19 protein-coding genes and 1 pseudogene are annotated in these 25,958 nt (G+C 51.7%); 6 read left to right on the forward strand and 14 right to left on the reverse strand.

Annotation, left to right across the window (positions count from 1 at the left end; translation table 11 throughout):
• Window positions 1–56 precede the first annotated feature (56 nt).
• The 3 genes from NZD86_RS17930 to NZD86_RS17940 form a co-directional block, all read right to left on the reverse strand.
• A complete protein-coding gene (locus NZD86_RS17930; RefSeq protein WP_268043419.1) occupies window positions 57–1,490 on the reverse strand; it encodes a degradosome RNA helicase CshA in 1,434 nt (477 codons plus the stop codon).
• Between the two features lie 461 nt (window positions 1,491–1,951).
• Window positions 1,952–2,761, reverse strand: coding sequence for an amino acid permease (locus NZD86_RS17935; protein WP_407655184.1), 810 nt, complete (start codon window positions 2,759–2,761; stop codon window positions 1,952–1,954).
• A gap of 141 nt (window positions 2,762–2,902) precedes the next feature.
• The gene (locus NZD86_RS17940; RefSeq protein WP_268043420.1) at window positions 2,903–4,840 is read right to left on the reverse strand and encodes an ABC-F family ATP-binding cassette domain-containing protein; all 1,938 of its coding nucleotides are present in this window, start codon (window positions 4,838–4,840) and stop codon (window positions 2,903–2,905) included.
• A 186-nt stretch (window positions 4,841–5,026) separates the two neighbouring features.
• Here NZD86_RS17940 and NZD86_RS17945 point away from each other — a divergent pair, with 186 nt between their 5' ends.
• From NZD86_RS17945 to NZD86_RS17955, 3 genes are all read left to right on the forward strand, one after another.
• A complete protein-coding gene (locus tag NZD86_RS17945; RefSeq protein WP_268043421.1) occupies window positions 5,027–6,388 on the forward strand; it encodes a hypothetical protein in 1,362 nt (453 codons plus the stop codon).
• A gap of 710 nt (window positions 6,389–7,098) precedes the next feature.
• The gene (locus tag NZD86_RS17950) at window positions 7,099–8,283 is read left to right on the forward strand and encodes a uracil-xanthine permease family protein (RefSeq protein WP_268043422.1); all 1,185 of its coding nucleotides are present in this window, start codon (window positions 7,099–7,101) and stop codon (window positions 8,281–8,283) included.
• A 154-nt stretch (window positions 8,284–8,437) separates the two neighbouring features.
• Complete coding sequence (locus NZD86_RS17955) at window positions 8,438–9,643, forward strand: MFS transporter (RefSeq protein ID WP_268043423.1); 1,206 nt, start codon at window positions 8,438–8,440, stop codon at window positions 9,641–9,643.
• Here the strand turns inward: NZD86_RS17955 and NZD86_RS17960 are convergent.
• Both NZD86_RS17960 and msrA read right to left on the reverse strand, forming a co-directional pair.
• Window positions 9,633–10,475 (reverse strand): SDR family oxidoreductase, encoded by an 843-nt coding sequence (locus tag NZD86_RS17960; RefSeq protein WP_268043424.1) that lies wholly within the window; start codon window positions 10,473–10,475, stop codon window positions 9,633–9,635. The genes NZD86_RS17955 and NZD86_RS17960 overlap by 11 nt on opposite strands.
• A 150-nt stretch (window positions 10,476–10,625) precedes the next feature.
• Window positions 10,626–11,168 (reverse strand): peptide-methionine (S)-S-oxide reductase MsrA, encoded by a 543-nt coding sequence (msrA, locus tag NZD86_RS17965; protein ID WP_268043425.1) that lies wholly within the window; start codon window positions 11,166–11,168, stop codon window positions 10,626–10,628.
• A gap of 171 nt (window positions 11,169–11,339) precedes the next feature.
• On the opposite strand from msrA, the gene NZD86_RS17970 reads away from it, so the two are divergent.
• Entirely contained in the window at window positions 11,340–11,672 is a 333-nt protein-coding gene (locus NZD86_RS17970) for a hypothetical protein (protein ID WP_268043426.1), read from the forward strand.
• Between the two features lie 116 nt (window positions 11,673–11,788).
• Here the strand turns inward: NZD86_RS17970 and phnW are convergent, their stop codons facing one another.
• From phnW to phnS, 6 genes are read right to left on the reverse strand one after another with little or no spacing between them, the layout of a single operon-like run.
• Window positions 11,789–12,901: a 2-aminoethylphosphonate--pyruvate transaminase gene (gene phnW, locus NZD86_RS17975; protein WP_268043427.1), complete on the reverse strand. Its 1,113-nt coding sequence runs from the start codon at window positions 12,899–12,901 to the stop codon at window positions 11,789–11,791.
• A complete protein-coding gene (gene pbfA, locus NZD86_RS17980) occupies window positions 12,894–14,276 on the reverse strand; it encodes a (R)-1-hydroxy-2-aminoethylphosphonate ammonia-lyase (RefSeq protein WP_268043428.1) in 1,383 nt (460 codons plus the stop codon). The genes phnW and pbfA overlap by 8 nt, the downstream gene beginning before the upstream one ends.
• Window positions 14,245–15,093 (reverse strand): phosphonoacetaldehyde hydrolase, encoded by an 849-nt coding sequence (gene phnX, locus NZD86_RS17985; protein ID WP_268043429.1) that lies wholly within the window; start codon window positions 15,091–15,093, stop codon window positions 14,245–14,247. The genes pbfA and phnX overlap by 32 nt, the downstream gene beginning before the upstream one ends.
• Window positions 15,094–15,095: 2 nt before the next feature.
• Window positions 15,096–16,838, reverse strand: coding sequence for an ABC transporter permease (locus tag NZD86_RS17990; protein ID WP_268043430.1), 1,743 nt, complete (start codon window positions 16,836–16,838; stop codon window positions 15,096–15,098).
• Entirely contained in the window at window positions 16,822–17,895 is a 1,074-nt protein-coding gene (locus tag NZD86_RS17995) for an ABC transporter ATP-binding protein (RefSeq protein WP_268043431.1), read from the reverse strand. The genes NZD86_RS17990 and NZD86_RS17995 overlap by 17 nt, the downstream gene beginning before the upstream one ends.
• Complete coding sequence (phnS, locus tag NZD86_RS18000; RefSeq protein ID WP_268043432.1) at window positions 17,858–18,982, reverse strand: 2-aminoethylphosphonate ABC transporter substrate-binding protein; 1,125 nt, start codon at window positions 18,980–18,982, stop codon at window positions 17,858–17,860. Before phnS ends, NZD86_RS17995 begins: the two co-directional genes overlap by 38 nt.
• 207 nt (window positions 18,983–19,189) lie before the next feature.
• On the opposite strand from phnS, the gene NZD86_RS18005 reads away from it, so the two are divergent.
• A complete protein-coding gene (locus NZD86_RS18005) occupies window positions 19,190–19,969 on the forward strand; it encodes a DeoR/GlpR family DNA-binding transcription regulator (RefSeq protein WP_268043433.1) in 780 nt (259 codons plus the stop codon).
• A 227-nt stretch (window positions 19,970–20,196) separates the two neighbouring features.
• Here the strand turns inward: NZD86_RS18005 and NZD86_RS24815 are convergent.
• From NZD86_RS24815 to NZD86_RS18020, 3 genes and pseudogenes are all read right to left on the reverse strand, one after another.
• Window positions 20,197–22,079, reverse strand: a pseudogene (locus NZD86_RS24815) (endonuclease MutS2).
• Between the two features lie 566 nt (window positions 22,080–22,645).
• A complete protein-coding gene (locus tag NZD86_RS18015) occupies window positions 22,646–23,212 on the reverse strand; it encodes a DNA-3-methyladenine glycosylase I (RefSeq protein ID WP_268043434.1) in 567 nt (188 codons plus the stop codon).
• A gap of 75 nt (window positions 23,213–23,287) precedes the next feature.
• Complete coding sequence (locus NZD86_RS18020) at window positions 23,288–24,376, reverse strand: glycosyltransferase family 4 protein (RefSeq protein WP_268043435.1); 1,089 nt, start codon at window positions 24,374–24,376, stop codon at window positions 23,288–23,290.
• A 404-nt stretch (window positions 24,377–24,780) separates the two neighbouring features.
• On the opposite strand from NZD86_RS18020, the gene NZD86_RS18025 reads away from it, so the two are divergent.
• Window positions 24,781–25,884, forward strand: coding sequence for a YheC/YheD family protein (locus NZD86_RS18025; RefSeq protein WP_268043436.1), 1,104 nt, complete (start codon window positions 24,781–24,783; stop codon window positions 25,882–25,884).
• Window positions 25,885–25,958: the final 74 nt, after the last annotated feature.

Consider the following 25,958-nt stretch of genomic DNA (forward strand, 5'->3'; position numbering starts at 1 on the left):
CATGAAATTGCGAAGAAAAGGCCGCCAATTTGGCGACCTTTTCCCACAAAAATCCTTTACCCTTGGTGGCGACTGCGGCCTCGAACATGCCCGCCTCTGGGATGCCGGTAACCCTCGCGATGTCTGTCACCTCGATAACCACCGCGCTCGCGATTTTTCGGACTCCGAATCCGAATCGGCTGTTCCGCCGTGAGCTTAATGGGAACCTCGTTGGTTCCCTTCGTCAACAACTTGATTGCTGCAGAAACGACAGTGAGTGAATCATGTCCTTCAAGCACTTCCTCTGCGAGGCTCTTGAATCCGCTCAAATTCTCATCTTCACATGCATCGAGCAGCTGTTCCATTGCAATTCGCTGCTTGCTGACTTTCGCCTCGGTAAACGTCGGCAACGGACGACGATTTATTTTGTGCTTGGTCATTCGCTCGATTTGATGTAGGTGATCGATCTCGCGCGGCGTCACAAACGTCGACGCGATACCGCTCTTTCCCGCACGTCCCGTCCGACCGATACGATGAACGTAACTGTCAATGTCCTGCGGAATATCGAAGTTGTACACATGAGTCACACCAGACACGTCCAACCCACGGGCTGCAACGTCGGTGGCAACGAGGACTTCGAGCCCTCCCTCGCGGAATTTCCCCATCACGGTGTCGCGCTGCTTTTGACTCAGGTCCCCATGGAGTCCATCCGCCATGTAGCCGCGAGTTTGCAGCGCATTGGACAACTCATCGACACGCCGCTTCGTTCGACCGAAGACAATGGCAAGCTCCGGATTTTGAATATCGAGCAGACGCGTTAGCACATCCAGTTTCTGCGGCTCCGGAACCTCGTAGTAGTCCTGTTCAATAGTCGGCACCGTCACTTCCGTCGCCTTGACGGAAACGAGTACAAAGTCCCGCATGAACTTGCGAGCCAAACTCTTGACACCAGGCTTCATCGTGGCGGAAAACAACATAGTCTGCCGTTCTGACGGGCACGCTGCGAGAATCGTCTCGATATCTTCTACGAATCCCATATCCAACATTTCATCCGCTTCGTCAAGTACAGCGATGCGGATGTGATCGAGTTTTACCGTTCTGCGATTCATATGGTCCATGAGGCGACCCGGAGTCGCAACGATGACCTGCGGATGATTCCGTAAACTACGAATCTGGCGTCCAATGTCCTGACCACCATAAATAGCTAACGTCCGAATACCCTTAAAACCGCCCACTTTGCTGATTTCCTCGGCAACTTGAATACACAACTCGCGGGTCGGCGTAAGAATGACTGCTTGAATGTTCGTATCTTCGCGCGCCACTGTTTCAACTATCGGGATGCCGAACGCAACCGTTTTACCCGTGCCCGTCTGAGCCTGTCCGATCACGTCCTGACCCGACAAAGCAACTGGAATCGCTTGCGATTGAATATCAGTAGCTGACTCAAATCCCATACTCGATAAGGACTTGAGAACAGGTTCACTCAAATTTAGTTCTGAAAAATTTGCCATAAACTAACTCCTTTTTGGATTACAAATTCGGTCTCATTCTATGCTTGTACAAATCTCACCAAAGCCATACACGCCACGCACGAATATCGGTAAAAAACTATTGTATCAGTCATCGCTGAATTAAACCAACCATTTTTCCGAACGAACCGCGATATGCCGACATGACGACGCACCGCCAGACGAGGCCTGGGCCACCTCGTCGCACGCGGTGCATCCACTGGTTCCATTCAATGAAGAAGATCCGCTTAGAACATCCGTCGCGAGCTAATTCGGATTGATCGAAGCCGTTCGCCGATATTGAACCAAATCTTGGCTTGTGTCTGTGCTTCCATTGTAACAGACGGAACCAAACTGGCCAAGAGCATGGCCCACGCTGGCTGGTGGAGCAGAAGTGGGGATGCGTCCTATGGAGCGATTGAGATGAATAGACTGGCATGGATAGGCCACCCGACCCACAACCCTCAAGCCGTTGTGCCGTCGTCGATGTCTTCCTCGTCAAGAATTGCTTTGGGTAGACCTGTATGACCACCCCAATAGTAGGTGATCAGTGCGATCACACCAATGAGTACTTGATCCCAGACGCCCTTAATGGCGCCAATTCCACCAAAGTTGCCGAGATAGGAAACGAGGATGATAGCGGCGTAGTAAAATACAAGCCACCATGAGGATTTGACCTGTTGCGTGAAAGAGACCGCTTTTGTGGGGACTTTTTTGCGCGCCAACAGGTAGATAATAAACATGACCAATTGGGAGCCGAGCAACCAGGAGTCAACACTCCAGCCGGTCCAGTAGACGATGAGGCTCGCGATGATGAAGGCCACGGGTCCAATGACAGTCATCCCCCGCAGGAAAAATGGTCGCGGAACGTCGGGTGCGTTCCTTCGGAAGGCGTAGGCCGAGATCGGTGCAAGCGCGTAGGTGAGAACGAGCGCGTCAGAGACAACATCGATGAGTGTCCCCCAGGACGGATTGTCCGCGGGAATCGCACCGATAAAAGCGACCTGTAGGACTACATAGATAATTGCAGATAGAAGCACAGAAACGATAAGCGCGATGGGTATCGTGCGCTGTGGGTTCTTGGCCTCGCTGGCAACGGACACAATGGGTTGCAGGCCCAAGTATGCGAACATGACGCCGCCTGTCGAGATGGCTGTCTCGACCCCTGAGAACCCGAATGGTGCGAATCCGTGGGAACTGAAGTTAGCAATTCTCAAACTGAAAAGCAAAACGACAATGGTCAGTGCGGGCACGATGAACTTAAGTATGGTCATGATGGTATTGGATCGTGCAAATGCCCTAACCTCCAATAATTTAAGAGAAAAAATAAGTTAAAAACCCGTTGAACAAATTGTGAACGACAGGAAACAGTAAAACGGTAAACAGTGGAACAAAAGTCCTAAAACCCTAGCGGCTTAAGACTTTCGACTCTGTTCAATTTTCTCGGCCAGTTCATTGAGGTACGTCCAGCGATCCATCAAGTGCTCCAAGTGGCTCTCGAGTTGCTGCTGTTCTGTGAATAGTTCCTGGAGGCGGACGTGATCGTCTGCGTGACGCACCATTTCGTCAGCCACACGCTTAAGGGCCGCTTCCGTTTCCTCGATTCGATCGTCGATCTCGTCGTACTCCTTCTGCTCCTTAAATGTGAACTTGAGCGTCTCACGCTGATGTGTGCGGCGTGTGGTCTCATCCTTGTCGGCCTGCGCGGCTTTCGCCCCCCCGTCGGCGGTCGCCGTCACAGGTGCCCCGTCCGACTCCGATCTCTTTGTAGCAGCATAATCGGAGAAATCGCCGAAATGGACAGAAATCTTGCCGTTGCCTTCGAATGCGAAAATCTTGTCCACGACATTGTCCAAAAAGTACCTGTCGTGGGAAACCGTAATGACCGCTCCCGGGAATTCATCCAAGTACGACTCAAGGATGGCGAGGGTGGGGATGTCGAGATCGTTGGTGGGCTCGTCCAGCACCAGCACGTTGGGCGCCGACATCAGCATCCGCAACAGAGCGAGGCGCCGCTTCTCTCCACCCGACAGCTTCGCGATTGGCGTCCACTGAAGTGGTCCCGGGAAGAGGAATCGCTCCAACATCTGCCCAGCTGAAATGGTTTCGCCGTCCGCTGTCTGGACGTATTCCGCCTCGTCGCGGATGTAATCGATGACCCGCTGACTCGTGTCCATATCCTCATGCTCTTGGCTGAAGTAGCCAATCTTAACGGTCGATCCGATTGACACTTCCCCCTGATCCGGCTGCATACGCCCGATCATCATTTTGAGCAGCGTCGACTTCCCCGCACCATTTGGCCCCACAATGCCAATCCGATCATCCCGCAGAACGATATAACTGAAGTCCGCAACCAACGTCCGACCCTCGTACGCTTTCCACACCTGACGAAGTTCAATGACAGACTTTCCGAGTCGCGTGCTGGCGGTGGACAGCTGCACCTCTTCCTCGGTCCCCATCGGTGTTTGCTCAAGGATTTCGTAATACCGCTCTGTGCGCGCCTTTTGTTTGGTGCCACGCGCTCGTGGACCTTTTTTAATCCACTCGATCTCGTTGCGCAAAAAGTTTTGCCGCTTCTCCTCCGACACCCGCTCTTCTGCTTCTCTGGCGACTTTCATTTCGATGAACTTCCAGTAGTTTCCGGGATACTGGTAAATGTGGCCGTGGTTCAACTCGAAAATCCGATTGACGACCCTGTCTAAGAAATACCTGTCGTGCGTGACCATAAACAGTGCGCCTTTGCGACGTTGCAGGTAGCTTTCGAGCCACTCCACACTCTCGTTGTCGATGTGGTTTGTGGGCTCGTCCAATATGAGCAAATCGGAAGGCTGAATGAGCGCTCGTGCCATGGCGACTCGCTTGCGTTGGCCGCCAGACAGGGTCCCAACTTTTGCATGAAAGTTGGAAATGCCGAGCCGCGTCAGAATGATCTTCGCTTCGTGCTCAAGTTGCCACGCATCCATTTCATCCAAACGCCCTTGCAAACGAATGAGCCGGGCTTGAAGCTCCTGGGACTCCGGGTCCTCAGCCAATGACTGGGTCGTCTCCTCGTACTCGCGAAGCAGCCGCATGACCGGTAAGTCCCCGTGAAAAACTTGATGGAGAACTGTTGCGTCGGGATCGAACGTCGGCTCCTGTGGCAAATAGTGAACCGTGACACGTCCCGCGAGCGTAATGGTTCCGCTGTCCTGCGTATCCAACCCGGCGATGATTTTCAACAGCGAGGATTTCCCTGCACCGTTCACGCCGATGAGACCAATTCTATCCGTATCTTCAATTCCAAAAGAGACATGATTCAGGAGAATTTTTTCACCATAACTCTTACACACGTTATCTGCGGATAAAATGTTCATTCGTCCAAAACCCCTTATGCGTTCATGATATTGTATCATGCGATCTCGGCCAAGGAGTACAGCGAGGTCATAGCCCGCGAGATAACTTCTCACAATTTGCAAAAATTATGGTAGTCTCAACGGTATGGAGAGTTTTTACATACTTGGTCAGTCATCAATCTCCTACAAATATAGGAGGCTGACGAAATGAAGAAACAATGGATGGGGGCAATTGCTACATGTTTGGTCGTCTTGGGCGTGGCGTCGCCTGCAGCGTTCGCGTCGACGAGCCAGCAAAACACGGGTTCTATCGTATTAAACAACGACAATCTCTCATCTCCCCACACGATCAACCAGGGTGGTACGACATATGTCCCACTTTGGTATGTCATGCAAGCGCTTAAGTCTGTCGGCATTCATAGCACGTGGAACGGAAGTGCGTGGACAATCACAACATCAGGGAACAATGTAGGATCCGGGGCGTTGACTGGCGGAGCGGGAAATACGCCTGTATCGCTAAACGGTAAACACCTGGTGAATGTTTCGACCATCCCAGCAGTCGATCCGTCATCACACCACATCACCACCTACATCTCCGTTCACGACATCGCGAATGTCCTTAAGCAATTGAACGTAGCTTCAACGTGGAACAGCGGTCAACTCAGCCTACAAACCCCGGATGTGGCTGCTCTAGCGGACGCCTTCACCAATTCGCAGGCAGCCCCAGAGTCGCAAATGACAGCCAACATGGCCGAACACATTCAGTTGACCCTAACGAGCAAAGGCAAAGTTGATCTACAAGGTACCCCCAGTAGCATGGACATTCAGATGAACATGAGTATGAAAACCGGTACGGTGAACGGCCAGAAAGCCATCTATCTAAGGATTACACCGGATATTCCTTCGGACCAAGGGTCAGGCCAAGGGAATGACGCGGGTACGCCTCAGCCAATCCAAGAATACATCGAGGGAACAAAGGTTTGGGTCAACCAAGGAACAGGTTGGACAGAGGAAACGAGCAGTGAACAGTTGATTCAAACCCTTGAGTCACAACTGCCGACACAGGACATCAACTTCACGGGACTGCGTAACATCCACTCAACAAGCTCGTCCTCAGGCAACGCGACACAGTACACGGCGACACTCGACGGCAGTAGCATGGCGCAACTCCTGGGACCCGTGATGCAAAATGTGGGGGCTTCAGCAGCCGATGGAACAGGCATGTCACCGAGTGATATGTCGAAGCTGATCAATTCCGTACTGGGACACATGCACGGAACAATGAGCATCACCGTTAATCCCGTCGGCGGGAAAACTCTGATCACGGGCGAAAACATGACCATCGACATGAATATCCCAATGAATTCGCTGCCCATTCCCGCCAGCGCAAAAAGCTCCGCCAGCGAGATATCTGCCATTTCTCTTCACGAAACACTTGCGGCTGGCTACACCTATAATTCTGACCCGATCACGCCGCCATCGGACTTAAATGCAGCTCCAGCTGCGGGTACGTCGAATTCGGCGGCGTCGAATTCTACTGCCTCGACGTCGAACGGATCGGGGCAATAACACGCACAGGTTGCAGGGGCACCGGGAACGGTGCCCCTGCAAGCCCACGTGTATCTCGCCATGCTGGCCCGACTCGCATGCGGGACGGGACACTCGCCCGCCGCGTGGCTAAGGCACCTACCGCCGGGCCGCCCCAGGGTGCCCCATGCGGCACTGGTACCAACTCAGGCGCGTGATCGCTTCAGGCCGCGTAGAACCACAACACCCTCACGGACTCGCGACAATCAGTTAAGTCCCTGGTAGTCCCTTATAGGCCGTCCTCCAGGCAATAATTGCGAAACAAAGGAACCAGACTCCGTTATTGCACACATATGGCTCAAAGTACGCCTCAAACTGGTGGCACAAGGAAATAACGGTCCGTTAACGCTCACCAGCCACTTGCTACAGGTGGACAGCGGTCCCACGTTCCCCTATTCCCCTATTCCCCTATTCCCCTATTCCCCTATTCCCCTATTCCCCTATTCCCCTATTCCCCTATTCCCCTATTCCCCTATTCCCCTATTCCCCGCCTTCCCCGCCTTCCCCGCCGTCCACCCATCGAAACTTGTCAAAATTCCTGCTCGCCTGCCCGGCAATTCACGGATATACTATGGGACGGACATTCGACTTATTGACAAAAGGCTGCCTAAGGGCGAAGCCCTATACGTCATCTAGGTCGACATCACTGTGACGAAGCACTAGCGCCAAGTCACAATTAAGGAGGCCAAGTTGTGAAATCGTTTCTCAGGAGCGCACCCCTTTCCTTTCAGCATGTGTTCGCCATGTTTGGCGCGACAGTGCTCGTTCCGTTTCTAACTGGACTCGATCCCGGTTCAACCCTCGTCGCAAGCGGCGTTGGGACGTTGATTTTCCACTTGATAACGCGTGGGAAAGTTCCAACGTATCTCGGGTCATCATTCGCATTTATCGCACCACTCGCCCTATTCGTAGGTAAACACCACGAGCCAGGACAAGCGGTGACCGGACTTATCAGCGTTTCAGTGGTATACGCTATTCTCTCCCTTATCATTACCGCCATCGGATTCGAGCGGGTTCGCAAAGCGATTCCGCCGGTTGTCGTGGGTCCCGTAGTGGCCATCATCGGTTTGTCGCTGGCGCAGACGGCTATCCAATCCGAGGCGTCGACACATTGGGATGTTGCTATCATCAGTCTCCTCGCTGCCATTCTCTCATCCATCGCCGGACCCAAACAGGCACGTATCATTCCCATTCTCGTGGGCATCATCGTTGGCTATATCTACTCTGTCATTCGTGGCTTGGTGGCATTCGGTGGTGTCTCGCAGGCAGCTTGGATACAGGTGCCACATTTTCACGCGCCAGCGTTTAGTTGGCAAGCGATTCTTGCCATGGCGCCCATTGCGCTCGTGACCATGGTCGAAGACTTGGGCCACATGTTTGTGCTCAATGAGATTACAGGTCGAGATGTCACCAAGAGTCCTGGTTTCGCATCCATCCTGTTAGGAAACGGCGTGGCTACTTTGATATCCGCCTTTCTGGGCGGCCCAGCTGAGACGACGTACGCTGAAAATTTAGGGGTACTGGCCATGACCAGGCAGTTTTCGAGTCGAATCATACAGGGGGCGGCCGTGATCGCGATTATCCTTGGTTTACTCGGGAAATTCGGAGCCCTCATTCACTCCATTCCGCCGGCGGTAATGGGCGGAATCGGGATTTTGTTGTACGGGATGATCGCGGCCATGGGGATTCGGCATATGATCGAGGAAAAAGTGCAGCTTACGAACATGAAAAACCTGATCATTGTGGCGGTCATCTTCATCGTCGGTGTCGGTTACAGTAATAACGGGATCGCTTTTGCGACGCTCGCTGGGCTCATCATTTACTGGCTCATCCCAGACGTTGCGAGTCGCAAAGAGCGCGCAATAGACAGTAAATAAGCCATATCACTCAGAAATCGGAAAATACAGGGCAAAGCAACAAAACCACCCAGCCGGGTGGTTTTTCGTTTTTGCAGAGAATTTCGGAACAACTTGATGACGATACAAGTGCAAGAGTGTATGCTTCGTTATGTGAGCGTTCAGTTGATTTGCGTTGAAGGGACAGATAGCGTTGCGGTCAACCGTGGTCAAACTTCGAGGGTTCTACTTCTCTACAGGCCTGTCTGGTGGAATTCTTGTTCCATATATATCCATTCTCCTCGAGCATGACGGGTTTCAAAGTGGAACAGTGGGTATCGTAATGGCCATCGGGACGTTCATTTCACTGTTGACGCAGCCGATTTGGGGATACGTGGTCGATCGATTCCAAATGACTCGATTGACACTTGCAATGAGTTCCATGTTCCCTGGCTTATTGGCTATCTTGTTCGACGCGAATTGGCTGTGGGTCATTGTCTTAGCCAATTCCCTGTGGAACATCTTCACCTCGCCGCAGTCACCGATTTCTGACGCGTATACGGTCGTCAACGCGCCGCGGGCCGGCGCTACGTACGGGTCCGTCCGCATGTTCGGCAGCTTGGGTTTTGCCATCGGCGGCTACTTAAGCGGAGAGTATCTCGCTCGTTTCCCGGTGACGTCATTGTGGATCCCCTACCTTGTTGTAGCAGCACTGGGTGCGGCCATTGCCTTCTATTTCCCCCAAGATAGAGTTGAATTTGCCAGCACCATTTCCATCCGCAGCGGAATCACGTCCCTCATGAGGAACAAACGATTTGTTTTCTTTCTTCTCGGCGGATTTCTCGTCAGTCAGACATTGACTGCTTTCAATACATACTTTGCCTTGACATTTCGTGCGATGGGCGGCTCGCTCGCAATGACGGGCGTCGCATTTTTTATAGCATCCGGCACGAATGTGCCAGCCATGCTCATCGCACGGAACGTTATTCAGCGGTTAGGACGGGAACGAACCCTCCTCATTGCATGTGTCGCGTACGTCTTGCGCTGGGCCGTTCAAGCGTTTCTGCCGATACCGTGGTTAGCTCTCGTCATCCAGATCCTCCACGGCATTTCGTTCGGGTTCTACTACGTCGCTGCAGTCGATTTTGTTTCGGAAAACGCATCGCGGGATATGCAAGCGACTGCACAGAGTATTTTCGGCATGATCTGTTCCGGACTGGCAGGTATCGTTGGCAATCTACTCAACGGATTTCTCTTGCGCTACGGGGGTCCGGAGCTCATGTACAGCGTCTGCATGGTGAGTTCACTGATTGGCGCAGGTTGTTTTCTTGTTGTCGCTCGACTCCGAACCACCTCCGTAATCCACCCTTCAGAGGAGGACGTGCCAGAGACTATCCATTGACAATCGATCCGCCGTTCACGTGAATCACCTGACCGGAGATATAAGACGCATCATCTGAGGCCAGAAACACATAGGCGGGTGCCACCTCAAATGGCTGTCCAGCTCGCTTCATTGGCGCGCTATCACCAAATGTAGTCACCCGATCCGGCGGGAACGACGCCGGGATGAGTGGCGTCCAAATCGGCCCAGGCGCTACTGCGTTGACGCGAATTCCTTTATCGGCTAGAGAGCTCGCCAGTGATCGGGTAAAGGACACGATTGCACCCTTTGTTGCAGAGTAATCGATGAGCATGGGCTCCCCCCTGTAAGCAACGATAGAGGCAGTGTTCACGATGGAACTCCCCTTGCTCATTTGGGGCAAAATCGCTTTTGTCAACCAAAACGGCGCAAAAATGTTCACTCTACAAGTAAACTCTAACTGGTGTCTTTCAATGCCTAATAGATTGTCCTGTGCAAACTGAACCCCAGCGTTGTTCACTAAAATATCGACTCGACCATGTTTCCGCATCGCGTATGCGACAATCTCTTTGCAGTGTTGCTCATCTCCAAGATCTCCTGGGATCAGCGTACATCTGCGACCGTATGCTTTCACGTATTGCTTAGTCTCTTCCGCATCACCGTGCTCATCGTAGTAGGGGATAACGACGTCCGCTCCTTCTTTTGCGAACGCGATCGATACGGCTCTCCCAATTCCACTGTCGCCACCCGTGACAATGGCAACTTTGCCAAGTAGCTTATCAGCAGCTTTATAGTTTGGATTATCGAAAACTGGGCGTGGAGACATGACAGACTCAATCCCAGGCTGTGGTTGTTGTTGAGGAGGGAAACCCATCGTGCCTAGCTCCTCTCGAAGTAGGATTCCGGGATATCCTATGAGCGACACAGGTAGGCGGTGACTTATAAATTTTAAAAGAAAGCGGTCAAAACAGGACCACTCAGTCCCGTTTTGACCGCACCCTACCTTTAGACGATGAAACGGTAACTACTTGCCCCAATGACGCTCAATAAAGGCGTCGCGACCGGATGCCATGCGATAGCGATTGTAATGCGCCGAATTTTTTCTGTGATAATCTTGATGATACTCCTCCGCCGGATAGAACGGACCAGCCGGTAGAATTTCAGTGACAATCGTTTTTTGAAATCTTCCGCTCTCCGCGAGTTCGTTCTTCGACTTCTCCGCAGCGAGTCGTTGTTCGTCGTTGTGATAAAAAATTGCCGTCTTGTACGATGAACCGCGGTCGTAGAATTGACCACCGGCGTCTGTCGGATCGATCTGCTGCCAATAAACTTGGAGCAGTCTCTCGTACGCGAACACATCCGGATCGAACGTGATTTGAACGGCTTCATAGTGCCCTGTCGTCTCAGAGCATACTTCCTCATATGTCGGATTCTCTTTCGTTCCACCCGTGTAACCGGAAACGACTTTGATAATGCCCGGCCATTCCTCGAACGGCTTCACCATACACCAGAAGCAACCGCCCGCGAACGTGGCTAATTCCTGCCGTTGTACGCCCTCACGCTCCATTTATATCACTCCCACTTGGGTTAGGATCTTTCAAGGAACAGCATACCGCGACGCGGTTCCCGCCACAAATGCGACTCAGTCACCTTCCCCGTCTCGCGCGGTTTCTCTTTGACCTGGAACCCCTCGCGCCAGTCGCGCATAACTTATGTTCGTCAGAAATGGGGGAGAAGTATGCCAAATCAGGACGCGTCACCATCCACACTTCATGAGAGAACCGTAACGGCCCTCAACCAATTGGTACAGGAGGCGCTCGCGCATGTGTCCGGGCTGGATCGGATGATCGTCAACCAGGCCATTCCCATGATTTATCCCAGAATCCAGCGCCGAATTGCGAGCGCGTCTGAGGAGGCCCTGCACGAACAACTGCTACATATGAAGAACATGATCGAATCCGTGTTGCAGGAAACGAAGGGAACCAGTAAAAAGTCGGGATCGAAACGCAAACCACGTCAGAAAACAGCAGCGGGGATGAAGCGATCCGCCAGCAAAAAATCGAAACAGTGAAGTCCCACCGCGTCCCCCTCACCGGCAACACGAAGGCCACTGGCCACGACCTGTTGTGTTTTCTGAGATTAAACAGATAAAAATAAGTAAAGAAACGATGTAAAATCAAAAGACGGTCAGCGCTTAGTTCCAACAATTTCCGCAACTACACTGACAAATCGATCGATATCACTGGGGTGGATGTCCCCAATCGTACCAATTCGGAACGTCGCTTGTTCCGTTAACTTGCCCGGGTAGATGACATATCCCCGCTTCTTAATCGATTGGTAAAATTCCTCAAAAGAGAAATCATCGGTCGGGTAGAGAAATGATGTGATAATCGGTGACTGGTGTGCATTGGGGAGCAACTCGCTAAATCCTGCTGCATTCATCCCTTCAACGAGCCGTCTTTGATTTTCCACGTAGCGCGATTCTCTCGCAGGGATGCCCCCCTCGGCCGCAAGTTCCAACAGCGCCTGATGAAAAGCGTGAACGACGTGAGTCGGAGATGTAAACCTCCATTTGCCATTATTTTCCTCCATGACTCGCCATTGATCGTAGAGATCGAGTGAGTGCGATCTAGAGCGCCCCTCGCATTGCGCCAGAGCATTCGTGTTGGCGATGACGAATCCGAAACCAGGTACGCCCTGAATACATTTGTTCGCCGAACTAATAAGAAAATCAATATTCAACGCTTCGACGGAAATCCGCATACCTCCGAAGCTACTCATCGCGTCCACAATCGCGTACCTTCCACGCTGTTTAATGACATGGACAATCTCCTGCAATGGATTGACCATCCCCGTAGTCGTCTCGCAGTGAACAAGTGCCACGTGTGTAATCGACGGATCCGCATCAAGTCGCGCTGCCACAAACTCTGGGTCAACCGGATTCGTCTCACCGAAACTGTAGCTTTCAAATGGGATTCGAGCCGTCTTCGCAACGGTAGCCATCCTACGCCCATAAGCTCCATTTTCTAATATAAGTAGTTTGCTCTGATCATCTAGAACCGTCGTAAGAACGCTCTCGACCACATAGGTTCCGCTCCCTTGCAGGAGGACAGCCGTGTAGTTGTCGGGCGTGCATTCACCAATATGAATGAGGCGGGAGCGAATATTTTGTGTGATTTCCTTATAATCGTCGTCCCAGGTGCACCAGTCGCGCATCATCGCCCTCCGGACCCCCTCCGTGGTCGAGAGTGGCCCAGGTGTCATGAGGAGGTATGAATTCCGATATTCCGTGTCATTCATGGGTGTAAAGTCGCTCCTTCGAAGTCCGTTCTAGTACATGCTGTATGCTGGTGTAGAGCCTTCCCATCGCATCATCAATCTGTTCATCCGACATGATAAGGGGCGGTGACAAAGTCAACGTAGATCCACTTGCTACCTTAAAGTTCAAGCCTTGATGAAACGACTCGTACATGATGGGCTCCGCGAGCGACGCCCCGTCCATCTCGGGCGTGTCCTTCAACTCTGCACCACAGAGAGCACCGATTTGACGAATGTCTGCAAAAACATGAAATGATTCCTGTATTTCCTGCAAGTGCATCCTAATTCGGGTCCCGAGTTCATTTGCGCGTTGGCATAGGTCTTCCCGTTCAATCGTATCGATCACGGCGAGCGCCGCAGCAGCACCAACAGGTGTCTTTTCATGTGTGTAGTGACCGATGGAATAAGGCTTGGCATCGTCCAATTCACGTTTGGCAAGCAGTGCAGCAATCGGAAAGACACCACCGCCCAGACCTTTACCGAGAATGACCATGTCTGGATCGAGATCGTAGTGTTGATAGGCAAACATACGACCGGTACGCCCCAGACAGGTGGCGGTCTCGTCGAGGATGAGCAACACACCGTGACGTCTACAGATCGCTTGAACTCGGTCATAGTAATCTCTTGGCGGAACCTGTACATCCGTGTTGCGAATGGGCTCCATGATGACAGCAGCAACGTCGCGTGTGGCGTCGAGCACATAGTCAAGGTAATCTGCACATCTCATATCACAAGCGTCTCCACAGCGCCATGGACAACTGGCCGTCGCACAAGGGGGGATATGCGTTGTTTCTGGGCCAAGTGACCCAAGCCCGGAACGAAATTGCGGCTGTCCTCCAACGGATAGCCCACCGAGAGATGCCCCGTGAAACGAGTGCCACAGCGACACCATTCTCTGTTTACCCGTGACAATCCGTGCAAGTTTGATAGCTGTGTCCACCGCAAGTGTAGCCGCCGGCGCAAACAATACTTTGTTCAACCGATTTCCGGTCAATCCAACAAGACGTTCAGCGAGTTGAACAGCCCGCTCGTTCGTATATCGTCTTGGTGAAAACGGGAGGTCCTGCAGTGCCTCTGTGACAGCGCGCACAACTGCGTGATGACCAAACCCAAGTTGATGGACATTGTTTCCGTGAAAGTCATAGAGCACTTTGCCGTCAGGCGTGCACAGTGTGGGGCCGCTAGACTTTGCGACGACATCAACACATGGACTAGACAAAGATTGGTGGAGAAATACGTTGTCATCGCGTTCAAGCCAGGAACGAGACTCCTCATTCAGCCCTTCGAGCCAGGCACTGCGCAGTTCTGAATCGTTGACATCCCCTTCACGCCTGCGCCAGTTCTCGTTGTCCCTCACCCGGACGACCTCCTAGCGCCAAACGTTGTTCAATCGACTTGATGGCATCCGGAAGGTCGACAATGCGATCAATCACTATATCCGCGCCACGGCTCATCATTTGTTCCACCACGTGTTCCTTTCGAAGCTCCAAATCGTTCGGTTTCATGGTAATCACTTCTGACCGGGATAGACCGAGTAAATTACTTCCCTCGATCACCCCCACTGTCCACATGCCCGCATTGCGCCCTTCGTCGACGTCGACGAGTGTATCCCCGACCTTGACCAGCCGGTCCATGGGGTATACGCCGAGGCGCTTGGCGTTTTCAAAGCACATCCATGGAGCTGGACGGCCAGTCGGAACCTCGGATGAAGTGACAACTACCTGTGGACGATAGCCCGCCTCCATCGCGATTGGGAGAATGACATCCATCATTGGTCGCGTATAACCTGTCGTACTCCCGATTTGAATCCCCGCCGACGTCAACTCGCTGACCATGTCGACCACACCATGAATGGGAACGGCAAAATCTCGTAAACGAACTAGAAGACCTGCTTCAAGGTGTTGGTGAATTGCATCAATGTCATTCTCAGTTGACGAACGACCGTGAGCCGTGCGGAAGCCTTCCCCCACGGAAGGCGTCGCAAGAAGTTTTCGAATGTGATCCCGCTTGGCTAAACCCATGTCCTGCCGAGCCGTATCCAGTGAGACATCGATATCAAATGCTTTAAACGCTTCAACAAGCCCGTAGATTGGCGCAAAACAACCGTAATCCACGACAGTGCCTGCCCAGTCAAATATCACGGCACGTATCGTCTTCGTTTTCTCATTTTCCATGATTAAACTTCCTTCCCTGTCAATGCCTCGTAGTTGTACGAAGATTTTCGCGGACTTTCGACGCGCTCTGCTAACCGCGTTCGGCGTCTGAAGAAGGGTATGCGAAATTCACCTGCGGTCAATGTAAGGACAATCATCAAGACACATAACATCACGATAGACAACGCTGCACCTTGTGCATAATAGCCTCGTTGGACATACTGAACGATTTGAATAGGTGCAGTGGCAAACCCAGGAGGATACACCATCATCGTTGCACCAAGTTCACCGGCTGAGAGTGCAAATGCTAAGCCAAATGCACTTTTCAAAGCCGGTACGAGCAGGGGCAGTGTCACACGCACAAACGCCCTCATTGGTGATGCCCCAAGTCCCTGTGCTGCCTCGGAATAACTTTGCGGGAGCTTGGTCAAAGCGACCACTATCGTCCTATACGAAGTCGGCAACACGAGGGTCGTTTGTGCCAAGATGACAATGATTGGCGAATTGCTGAAATTCAGTCGCCCACTGTCATACGCCATTAGAAGACTTAAACCGATGACTACACTGGGGACAGTTTGCGGCAGCGTGAGCACCGTGTCGTACAGACCGCCTTCACCTCCCTGTCGATTTGCAACCAACCACGCGCCAAGCAAACCGACCGCCGCGGCGATGGCAGACACAATCGTAGAGATGATGAGCGTGGTGATAATCGAACCCCAATCATCCCACTGAAGACTTGTAAACCAATGGAGCGTGAAGGACGTTGGTAAAACAGTTCCGACCCAGTTTTTTGCGAAACTGGATAGAAGAACTACGGCAACGGGTAGGAAAAAAGCAATGGCGACCAAAAGCGTCGTCGCGGTCCCAAGTATCCGAGCCGATCGCCCCTTCGATATCAGTGGTGCCGAATCAAGCGATAATCGTTGAAGCTTCTCAGAAAACCTTCTCTCTGCTCGACTGTACGAGAACCGATAGACGAGGTAGATCACTAACACAAACACAAGCATTAACAGCGCTTCCTGAGATGCTCCTGGTAGGTCTAAATTCACCATGGCCCGGTTGTAAATTGATACGGGTACTGTTGGCGTACGCTGCGATCCCAAAATCAATAGAATGCCAAATTCATTTAATATGAAAAGAAAACAGAGGATTGCCCCAGCCGTAATACCAGGCAGCGACAGAGGGAGCAATACCCGCCAAATTTGTCGCAGGCGCCCCGCTCCTAGACTGGAAGCAGCTTCGAACAGAGACCCATCCAACAGTTCGATGGCTGAGAGGAGCGGGCGAATCATAAAGGGCAAGTAATAGGTGACCTCCGCCATGACGATGCCAGTCTGGCTGTAAAGAAAATCAAAGGGAGCCTGCTGTAGGTGAAGCAATTGCTGGATGCCGACAGTTACAGCCCCACGTGACCCATATAGGTAAATCAGCGAGAAAGCCACAAGAAACGATGGGAACGCGACGATAAGCTCCATCGCTCTCAGCAAGAACTGCCTGCCCGGGATAGGAAACAGTCGAAACGCGATTGCGACAATTGTTCCGACAACTGCTGTGATGAACATGCTCACTAGGGCGAGGTGAAGGGACGTGATCAAACTCGCGAGAAAGCCTTGTTCTCTCCACACCAGACTTAAACCAGAAAACCAACTTCGGGCAGATCCGCTCAGCCGAACCAAGGTCCATAACGGGAACAAAAACAGCAGCACCATGACAAACATGAACAGAATTCCGGGCACCGGGTAGCGCAATTTACTTGCACGATACATGCATACAGTCCTCCGGGCAAAATGAAATCGCAATCTGTTTTCCCACATAGGGATCTTCTCGTAACCGAGTGGACGTTACGGTCATTGTGGATCCCTGGCCTCCCATAACTTCAACCTGAACGCGATGGGTACCGCCTAACCACTCAACCGCTTTTACTACCCCCGGCAAACTGATGTCGAGTTCGTCTGACAGGACCACACGTTCGGGCCGGATGTACCATTGGCCGACCTGCGACGAGTTGCTCTGACGATGAGCAAGTCGCTGGGTAATTTCATTCGGTATCTCATTTAGTTCACCCAGAAATCGGGCCACAAACCCGTTCTCTGGATGGTCATACAGATCGCTCGGGCTCCCAAACTGTTCGATCACGCCATTTCGCATCACCGCAATTTTGTCGGAAAACGTCATGGCCTCGTCGCGATCGTGCGTCACGTAAATCATCGTCATGTCAGGAAAGCGACGTCGCATTTCCTTCAGTTCATGACGCAACTCCATGCGCAGATTAGCATCAAGTGCACTAAGCGGTTCGTCGAGCAATAAGACTTTCGGTTCCAACACCAGGCAACGGGCGAGTGCAACCCGTTGCTGCATCCCGCCGCTCAGCTCGGATGGGTACTTGGCACGTGCGCCCTCCAGACGAACCATACTGAGTACTCTGTCCGTCTTTGCCTCTGCAACGTCCTTTGGGACACGTCGTTCGCGAAGTCCAAAACGAACATTTTGTTCCACGGTGAGATGTGGGAACAAAGCATACTGTTGGTGAAGGAAACCGATGTCCCTACGATGGGAGGGCACATTCGTAATGTCTCGTGCAGCCATTTGAATGCGCCCGCGCGATGGCGAAACAAATCCAGCAATGGCCCGCAACAGCGTCGTTTTGCCACAACCACTGTTTCCGAGAAGCGTGATGGCCTCGCCGCGTTTCACATGAAGGCTGACATCTTTCAAAACGACGTTCGCTCGATAGGAAACCGAGAGGCTGTCTACGACAACCCCGTCGGCTTCTTTTGTCAAATCGTCAGTTTCCTGTAACGCTGCCTTGCTTGCCATAAGCATTTAATACCTCCGATTGCCACATGGACTGCCATTGTGTCTGACTGTCGAGAACATTGCTCCAATTAATAGGAAGAACCTGTACGCCGTTTAACAGGCTTTCGACTTCCTTGGCGTTGGCAGATGTGGCAGGTACGTCGGTTCGAGCTGGCAATCCGAAAATTGAGTAGGTCTCTGCCTGTGCAGATTTGGACAACAGGTAATTGATGAGCGCTTCACCACCCGCAGTATTTGGCGAATTCTTAACCAGTCCTACAACGTATGGGTCTTCAAAAGTGACAGGCTTTTGTCCAGCGGAGGGCGCCAAGAACAGAGGCTTTACAGACATTCCTCCCTGCACATTGTCAGCCATATCCATCTGAAGGTCTCCGTTCGCCACTATTACTTCACCGCGATTGAGTAGCACGTCGAGATAACCTGTTCCTTTCGTGTGAAATTTAACGCTGGGTTCAAGCGACTTGAGGAAAGTCATTGCTTTCTGTGTACCCCACAACTGTTGTGCCATGATGAGTACTGCCATGCCGTCGCCAGCAGACTGAGGATTGGAGTATGCAACTTGATTCTTGTATTGGGCGCTCAGCAGATCGTTGAAGGTCTTTGGCGGATTTGGAGTGAGTTGCGGATTGTAAGCAAAATTAATGTAATTGTCGATAAAGGTTTCCCAATACCCGTTTGCATCCTTGCGCGAAGAAGGGATTTCATCCCATGCAGTAGACCTATAGTCTTGCAGCAATCCTTCCTGCTGCGCCTTTTGGACAAACGGCGGCATGGTCACCACTACATCAGCTTTGGGACTGTTTTTCTCGACGTCCAGGCGGTTGACCACGGCGCCACTTCCATCGGTGACCATCACTACTTTTGCTCCATATTCCTTTTCAAACTGCGGAAGTACGGCCTTATAGTAATCTTCCAGTCCGTCTGAGGTATACAGTGTAATGGTTCCGAGATGATTAGAGGTTGGATTGACCGCACCCTTCGCGTTGCCTGCTGTACTACCCGAATTTGTATTGTTCGAAGTCCCACAACCCGCCACAACACCTGTTAAAGCTAATACAGCTAACGATGCTATCCACTTTCCACGTTTGTACATACTCCTAGGTTCCCTCCTGAACTCCAATCGCTCATTTTGGCACAATATGACTCTATTTGACACGAATATCCTAATCCACGTTTGTTAAACGTCCACATGAATCATGTAAACGGTAGGTTAAAATTGCATTAATATGTCGTTACACACCAATTGCTGTGTAAAATTGTGCTATTTTGTGTATAAGCACACATTGACATGGAGGCCGACATGCTAAAAGCACAACGGTTTGCGTTGATTGAACGGTTCCTCAGGGAACAAGGTGGATCCTTATCCACAGGAGAGGTCATCGAACGACTCGGGGTGTCTCGTGAAACAGCTCGCAGAGACTTGCAAGAAATGCAACAACAAGGGCTCCTGACGAAAGTGCGTGGGGGTGTGGTTCTGAACCAAGTCGGAAACGAGCCATCCTACACTAGTCGCACAGTAGCATATATTCAGCAGAAGCGAGACATTGCCGATATAGCAGTGCAGTTTGTGAAAGATGGCGACACAGTGTTTGTGGACTCTGGAACAACATTGATGCAATTTGCATTGGCCCTTACCAAAAAACAAAGATTGACCGTGCTCACAAACAGTCTGCCAATTGCAACACTCTTGTGTGAGCACCAAGTTCAAGTCTACGTCACCGGGGGCCGGTTGCGGGAAGGTGATTTTGCGTTGACTGGAGCCATTGCAAAATCAGTTGCGGGCTTCCTCTACGTCGACAAAGCGTTCATTGGTGCAGGAGGAGTTACGTTGGAGCACGGCGTCACCGATTTCCATATGGAAGAGGTTGCGTTAAGGAAAACGGTGATGGAGAAAGCAGCGCATCAATTCCTACTTGCTGACAGCAGCAAATATGGGGCAAACGCGTTCGTCAAATTGACCGACTTAGATGCTTTTGATGCATGGATTACAGACAATGGGCTACCATCAGATGAGGAAATGCGCCTTAAGGATGCCGGCATTCGAGTACTTATGCCAAATCAAGACCGCAAAAATGCCTAACATCATAAGTAACGTGTAAATCACATAGCAAAGGGCTGTACCCCAGCAGCCCTTTGCTGTCTATTCCTGAATTTAACATCACTAACGGAAAGCCTTTTGGCTTGTGGCGACCAGCGGCGCTTTCAGGGCACCCTAACAACCTGATGTTCATCACTGTCTTCCACAAAATCGAGCGATGTCCACCTTGCCGGTTCATACGTGGTTGTTTCTGACCACACTCGTTCCGTCTAGCGACCGTCCCCTTCACGATACTCAATCGTCAGTCCGGGCATGTGCTTCCGACGCATGATCTTTCGCTTTTTTCGCACCTCTTTTGATTCGAGGACAATGTCTAAATCGTAGTTATCCGCGTCCGGGTACAGTTCCTCTCGCGAAAGATACGGGGCAACGCGTTTGACGTTGAACGTCATCTGTCGTTTCCGAACGAGAACTACCATGCTTCCACGATAATCTGGCAAGCTGTAGACGATACCGCTGCACTTCAAGGCATGAATCCACACTCTGTCACCCACATTGAACGCTTTTTGCGCGTCGGCCGGTTTTTCCTTTCGGCGACCGTGTTGCCGAAGCTTTGCCACCTGCCGCGCCTCCCGGGCAGGCTCCGCCTGCGCTGGAAAACTCCCTAAGCCACTTGGCTGTGGCCGTCTCGCTGAGATTTCCCGCGACCTGTGAATGATGTCCGTTGGTATGCCTAACTTCTGAGCAATTTCGAAGGCGTAGCTTTGCCCAGCTTCACCGATGTGAAGTCGGTACAGAGGTTGCAGTGTATCGACATCAAATGCCATGCGAGCATTCTCAAATCCTGGCGTCACTTCTGCGAACGATTTGATTTCGCTGTAATGTGTCGTTGCAAGGATCGTTGAGCCTCGCCGATGCAATTCCTCGAGCACGGCAATGGACAGTCCGATCCCCTCGCCGGGATCGGTACCAGATGCCAGTTATCCAGGAGAATTAACGTGTTTTTACCCGCTCGATTGAGAATGTCAATGATGTTTCTGACGTGCGCCGAGAACGTGCTCAGCGACTGTTCGAGACTCTGGCCGTCCCCAATGTCCACGAGAACTTCGCTAAAGACAGCAAACTCGCTACCCTCTTCGACTGGGACGAGCAACCCCGACTGCACCATCAACGTCAGCAGACCGACCGTTTTTAACGTCACTGTCTTGCCACCCGTGTTCGGTCCTGTGATGACGAGCGCCCGGTACGTCTGCCCAATCCGGAAGTCCAGGGGAATACACTGCCCCTCCAGGAGCGGGTGTCTGCTTCCACGAATGTCGATCCGCCCGCTCCCATTTACCTTCACAGACCGCGCGCCCAGTGCTTTCGCATACTTTGCCTTGGCGAATAAGAAATCATAGTGACCTGTGATTTCTAAGTTCTGTTTGATGGAACTCAGCCGCGCATCGATCATGCCCGTCAGCACGCCGAGCACGCGGGCACGCTCCAGCTCCTCCAAAATCTTGAGCTCGTTCATCTCGTCTTGCAGTGCGAGAAGGTCATTTGGCTCCATGAATACGGTTTGACCGCTTGCCGACTCGTCGACAATAATACCTTTGATGGCGCGTTTGTGCTCGCGCTTGACAGATAGAACATGTCGTCCATTGCGAGTCGTTACAATGTGGTCTTGCAAAAACTTGCTGTACTTCTGCAGGACACTCTGCAATTTGCGGTCCAATTGGTCGGCTTGAACCCGAATTTTCTTCCGAATTCGCGCCAATGCGTCGCTGGCTTCGTCCGTGACCTGACCATGCTCAACCGAGCGCAAAAGTTCTGTCACCAACTCATCCAGACCGTCTAGGCTGAGCGCATACGCCGCAACGCGCGGTGCAATCTCCCCCTTTTTCTCCATGTAACGTTTTAACTGCTGCGTGCTCAACATGAATTGAACGAGTGAACCAATTTCTTGCTCCGATAGTACAAACCCTTTCTCCAAGTGACTGAGTGACGACTCGACACCGTCGAGTGAGGGAATGAGAACACTTGATCCCGACACAACGACACGCAGCGCTTCTTCCGTCTCCCATAGCAGTCCTTCAATTTGCCGTTGGTTTACGGAGGCCTTGAGTTCAACAATCCGTGATCGTCCTAAATACGACATGGCATATGTCATCAGTTGAGATTTCACTTTTTCATAATCCAACAATAGCTGAGCTTCAATGGTCAAAATGGAAAACCCCCAGTGTTTGAATAGTTGGCGACAACAACGTGACCAACCGGGGTTTCGTACCAGGACAACGCACTAGGCGATAAGCGCATCATGACAGACAAAAAAGACAGGGAGAACACACTGGTTCAACCCTGCCGAATTCATTAACCCATGCATCGTGTATCGTACCATCCATGTTGCCACGCGAAATCAAATGCGCTCTTGGTAGCGTAGCATGGCAAATACACAAAAAAACGTGTTCTACGAGCACGGTATGCACAGACATGTAGTTCTGGCGCTGTAGACCGTTGTCCTGAGTGAATTTCTACGAGCATGACGAATCAAACACCGCAAGCGGCGCCTTAAAACATCATGACCGTTTCCCGAAAGGTCATTGACCTTCTAGGTCACTATGAAATTCGGTTAATTCAGAACAACCATCACAGACATCAAAACATCCCCTACATTCAATTGCCATCATCATAAGTCTATGGCGTTCGCTAGTCAATCACCGGAATGACAAACGAGTCTCATTTTTGAAGTTCACTGTGCCGGAAACAAGGGACAATATGATCCATCACAACTCCAACGGCTTGGAGATAGGAATACATAATCGTTGTACCGACAAAATTGAACCCTCGCCGCTTTAAATCTTTGCTTAACCGATCCGACAAATCCGTACTTACAGGGACTTCGCTCAATTCACGCCAGTGGTTCACAATTCGCTCCCCATCCACAAATCCCCACAAATAGTTCGAAAACGTTCCGAATTCCTCACGAACCTCCTGAAAACATTTCGCGTTGCGTATTGCTGATGCCACTTTCAGTCGATTTCGCACGATTCCAGACGACTCGAACAAGAGTTCAGCGACTTTGTCCTCACCGTAGGCAGCTACTTTGCCGAAGTCAAACCCGTCAAATGCAGTCCGATAGTTCTCTCGCTTGCGCAAAATCGTGTACCAACTTAGCCCCGCTTGCGCACCCTCGAGAACCAAAAACTCAAACAACTTTCTGTCATCGTATACAGGCACGCCCCACTCCTCATCATGGTACGCTAGATAAAGCGGATCCTCATTGACCCAGCCGCATCGTTGCATCGTATCTGCTCCCCGTTCCAAAATGTGCTTGGACTACTAGGAGTAGTATACCAGTCCACTTCTGATGATGAGTGTTCAGTTCGCACGCACAGCCTGTTTATACACGAGTTCGGTCCGACGCGCCATCTGTTCAGCCGACAGCCTTCTGATCACTCGCGCTCGCACGTTTCCCGTCTCTGTCACAATAGCGGTGCGATCCCGTTGAAACGCACGGATCTCTCGGAGCAAGTCCACATTTTTCCAGTACACAGTCGTGCTGTGATCCCCGAAGTTGGTTCGAAACATCCGGGTCAAGTTCTCAGATGTCACACGCCCATGGAAACCACCTTTTCCTATACAAATGGTTGGTACTCCACAAGCAATCCCTTCAGTTGCAACGCGTGCCGTCCCGATCAGCGCATCGCATGCATTGTAATAATTCTGCATATCTTCGACATGCCCCAGCACATGCAGCCGCGATTCGGGAGAGACGACATTCTTTGAATTTCTCCCAGCGACAACGACGTGAACATTTGGGTTGTTTTTCACATATCGTCGCAAAACCCGAACAACCCGCCTGCCGAGCTCAGTCTTGTCAAACGTAAATCGAGCCGAGTAGCCGATAACAAACGCATTTAGGGGGATCTTGTGCGTCATTCGAAAAGCGCGACCCGACGCCGCACTTGGATGAAAGACGTCCCCACGAATCCCATTGGAAACAACCGTGACTTTGCCGGGTACTGTCGGTACTTTGCGAAGAAATGTCCTGCGCATCGTCGGGGAAACACAAATGATTGCTTTCGCCTTGCGACTCGCTTGCAGAAGCGTACTCATGCCCACGTACGATCCGTGTAGCGTGTAAACAATGGGAGGCATATCCTTGCGTCCGACCAGTGCGCGCGAGGCAAGTCCAAGAGTTGGCCCGTCGTGAACGTGAACGAGATCGAATTGGTTGATGCGGACGAACTTGCGGAACGCTTGCTGCCCTTTCGATGTTGAGCTCCGCAAGTCCCTTTCAACGTGTACTGGGATCCCGAGATTGCGAGCCTTTTGTACCCATCCTCCACCGGATGTAAAAATAACAACTCGATGACCCATTTTCTTGAGTCGATCCGCCAAGGTCATCACGTGGGTTTCTGTTCCCCCACCCCGCCACAAACGGTTAATTCCAAGTAGCACTCGCATATTTTTCCCCACCTCACACCAACGTTGGACAATGTAGGTTATGCCTGCCGGACAAGAGATTTGTGTGTGTCCGTCTACGGGCGCGATCACGGCCGCTTGAACACAATGTACAGGTCGTTCTCTGTCCCTTTCTGCCACTTTGCATGCGACATAAAGTGTACAAAGCAATCGGAGGGGGGCCACATCATGGAGTTGACCTATTTGGGTCACGGTGGTTTCTGCGTTGACGTTCACTGAGCAGACGCATACGTTGGAGAGACTTGAGGAGATTCTCCGCAATCTGCCCACGGCACCGCTGGAAGTACGATCTTGAACGTGACAGCCTGGGTACGGACTGTGACGTGTCCATACGAGCATTTGCTGTTGAGGAAAATTAGGCGACGCGGTGAACAGTAGGTGAGTGTGTGCTGTTGGTCATTACCGGTGATAGACCAGTGATTCATGGGCGTAAGCGACGGACGAGGACGCTTGAGTTGCTGTCTCGGTTCGCTCATGCAAACAGGGTACAGATGGTCGTCGTGACACCGTATGACATTGCGTACAGACATGGGATTCCAGTCACCGCGGACGGATGGCAGTTGGACGTATTGACATCAGATTGGAAGCGAATTAAAGCAAACATTGACCGCCCCGTATGGATTGATTTCATGTATTTGCAAGACTTAAAGAGGCACCGCCTTGCATACAGACGACTCAAGACGGCGATCACACGTAGCGGCCAGCCGTGTTCCAATCCCTCGTTTCCGGGCAAGGACCACGTCTACCGCCGGTTAGCGAAAAAGAGTTTAAAACCAGCGTGCATTCCAGAGACGCAAACGGCAGAGTCCGTCAACGACATCCTGCAGACACTGAACAAGAAATCTGTTGTCTGGCTCAAACCCACACGGGGTTCGGGCGGACGAAACATTGTTCGAATCGCCGTGATGAAAAACGGCTTGATTCTGCTGCAAAGCGATTTCTATCACGGAAAACAATTGCATCAAACAGTGAAACATGCTCATCTAGTACGTTTCTTGCGAAGCATGCTAGCCAACAAAGCGTACATGATCCAAGAGGAAGTCGACTTGCCTCGGACGAAAGACGGTCGACGCATCGATGTTCGTGTGACTGTACAACGAGATGATGGCGGACAGTGGTGTGTAACGGCAACAACGATTCGACGCAGCGCAGCAGGAGCCCTGGTAACCAATTTTCATGGCGGAGGCACGTTCACTTCTATGGCTTCGCCGAATGTGGACGCATTGCTGAGCGGTGCAGGAATCACCCGACCAGACATCAAACGCGCCGAACTCGCTGCCATCCGCGTCGCCAAAGCATTGCAAAGCGACAATCCAACCTTGGCATTTCTCGGCATCGATGTCGCTCCGGGACCGTCTTGCTGCTATGTGTACGACTGTAACACCAAACCAGGAAGAGACATCCTCACAGATGCTGAGGTCCGCTTGATGATGCAGAGATTAGCTGGTTTCGCGGCATTCATTCAAAGGACGCGATATCCCAATAGTTAATATGAAATTCGGCTTACCTTAGCACGGGTCCAGTCCACCCGGTACATTTCCAAATGGCCGTTGGGACGCTCGCA

The organism is Alicyclobacillus dauci (genome assembly GCF_026651605.1).
Lineage (GTDB): Bacteria > Bacillota > Bacilli > Alicyclobacillales > Alicyclobacillaceae > Alicyclobacillus > Alicyclobacillus dauci.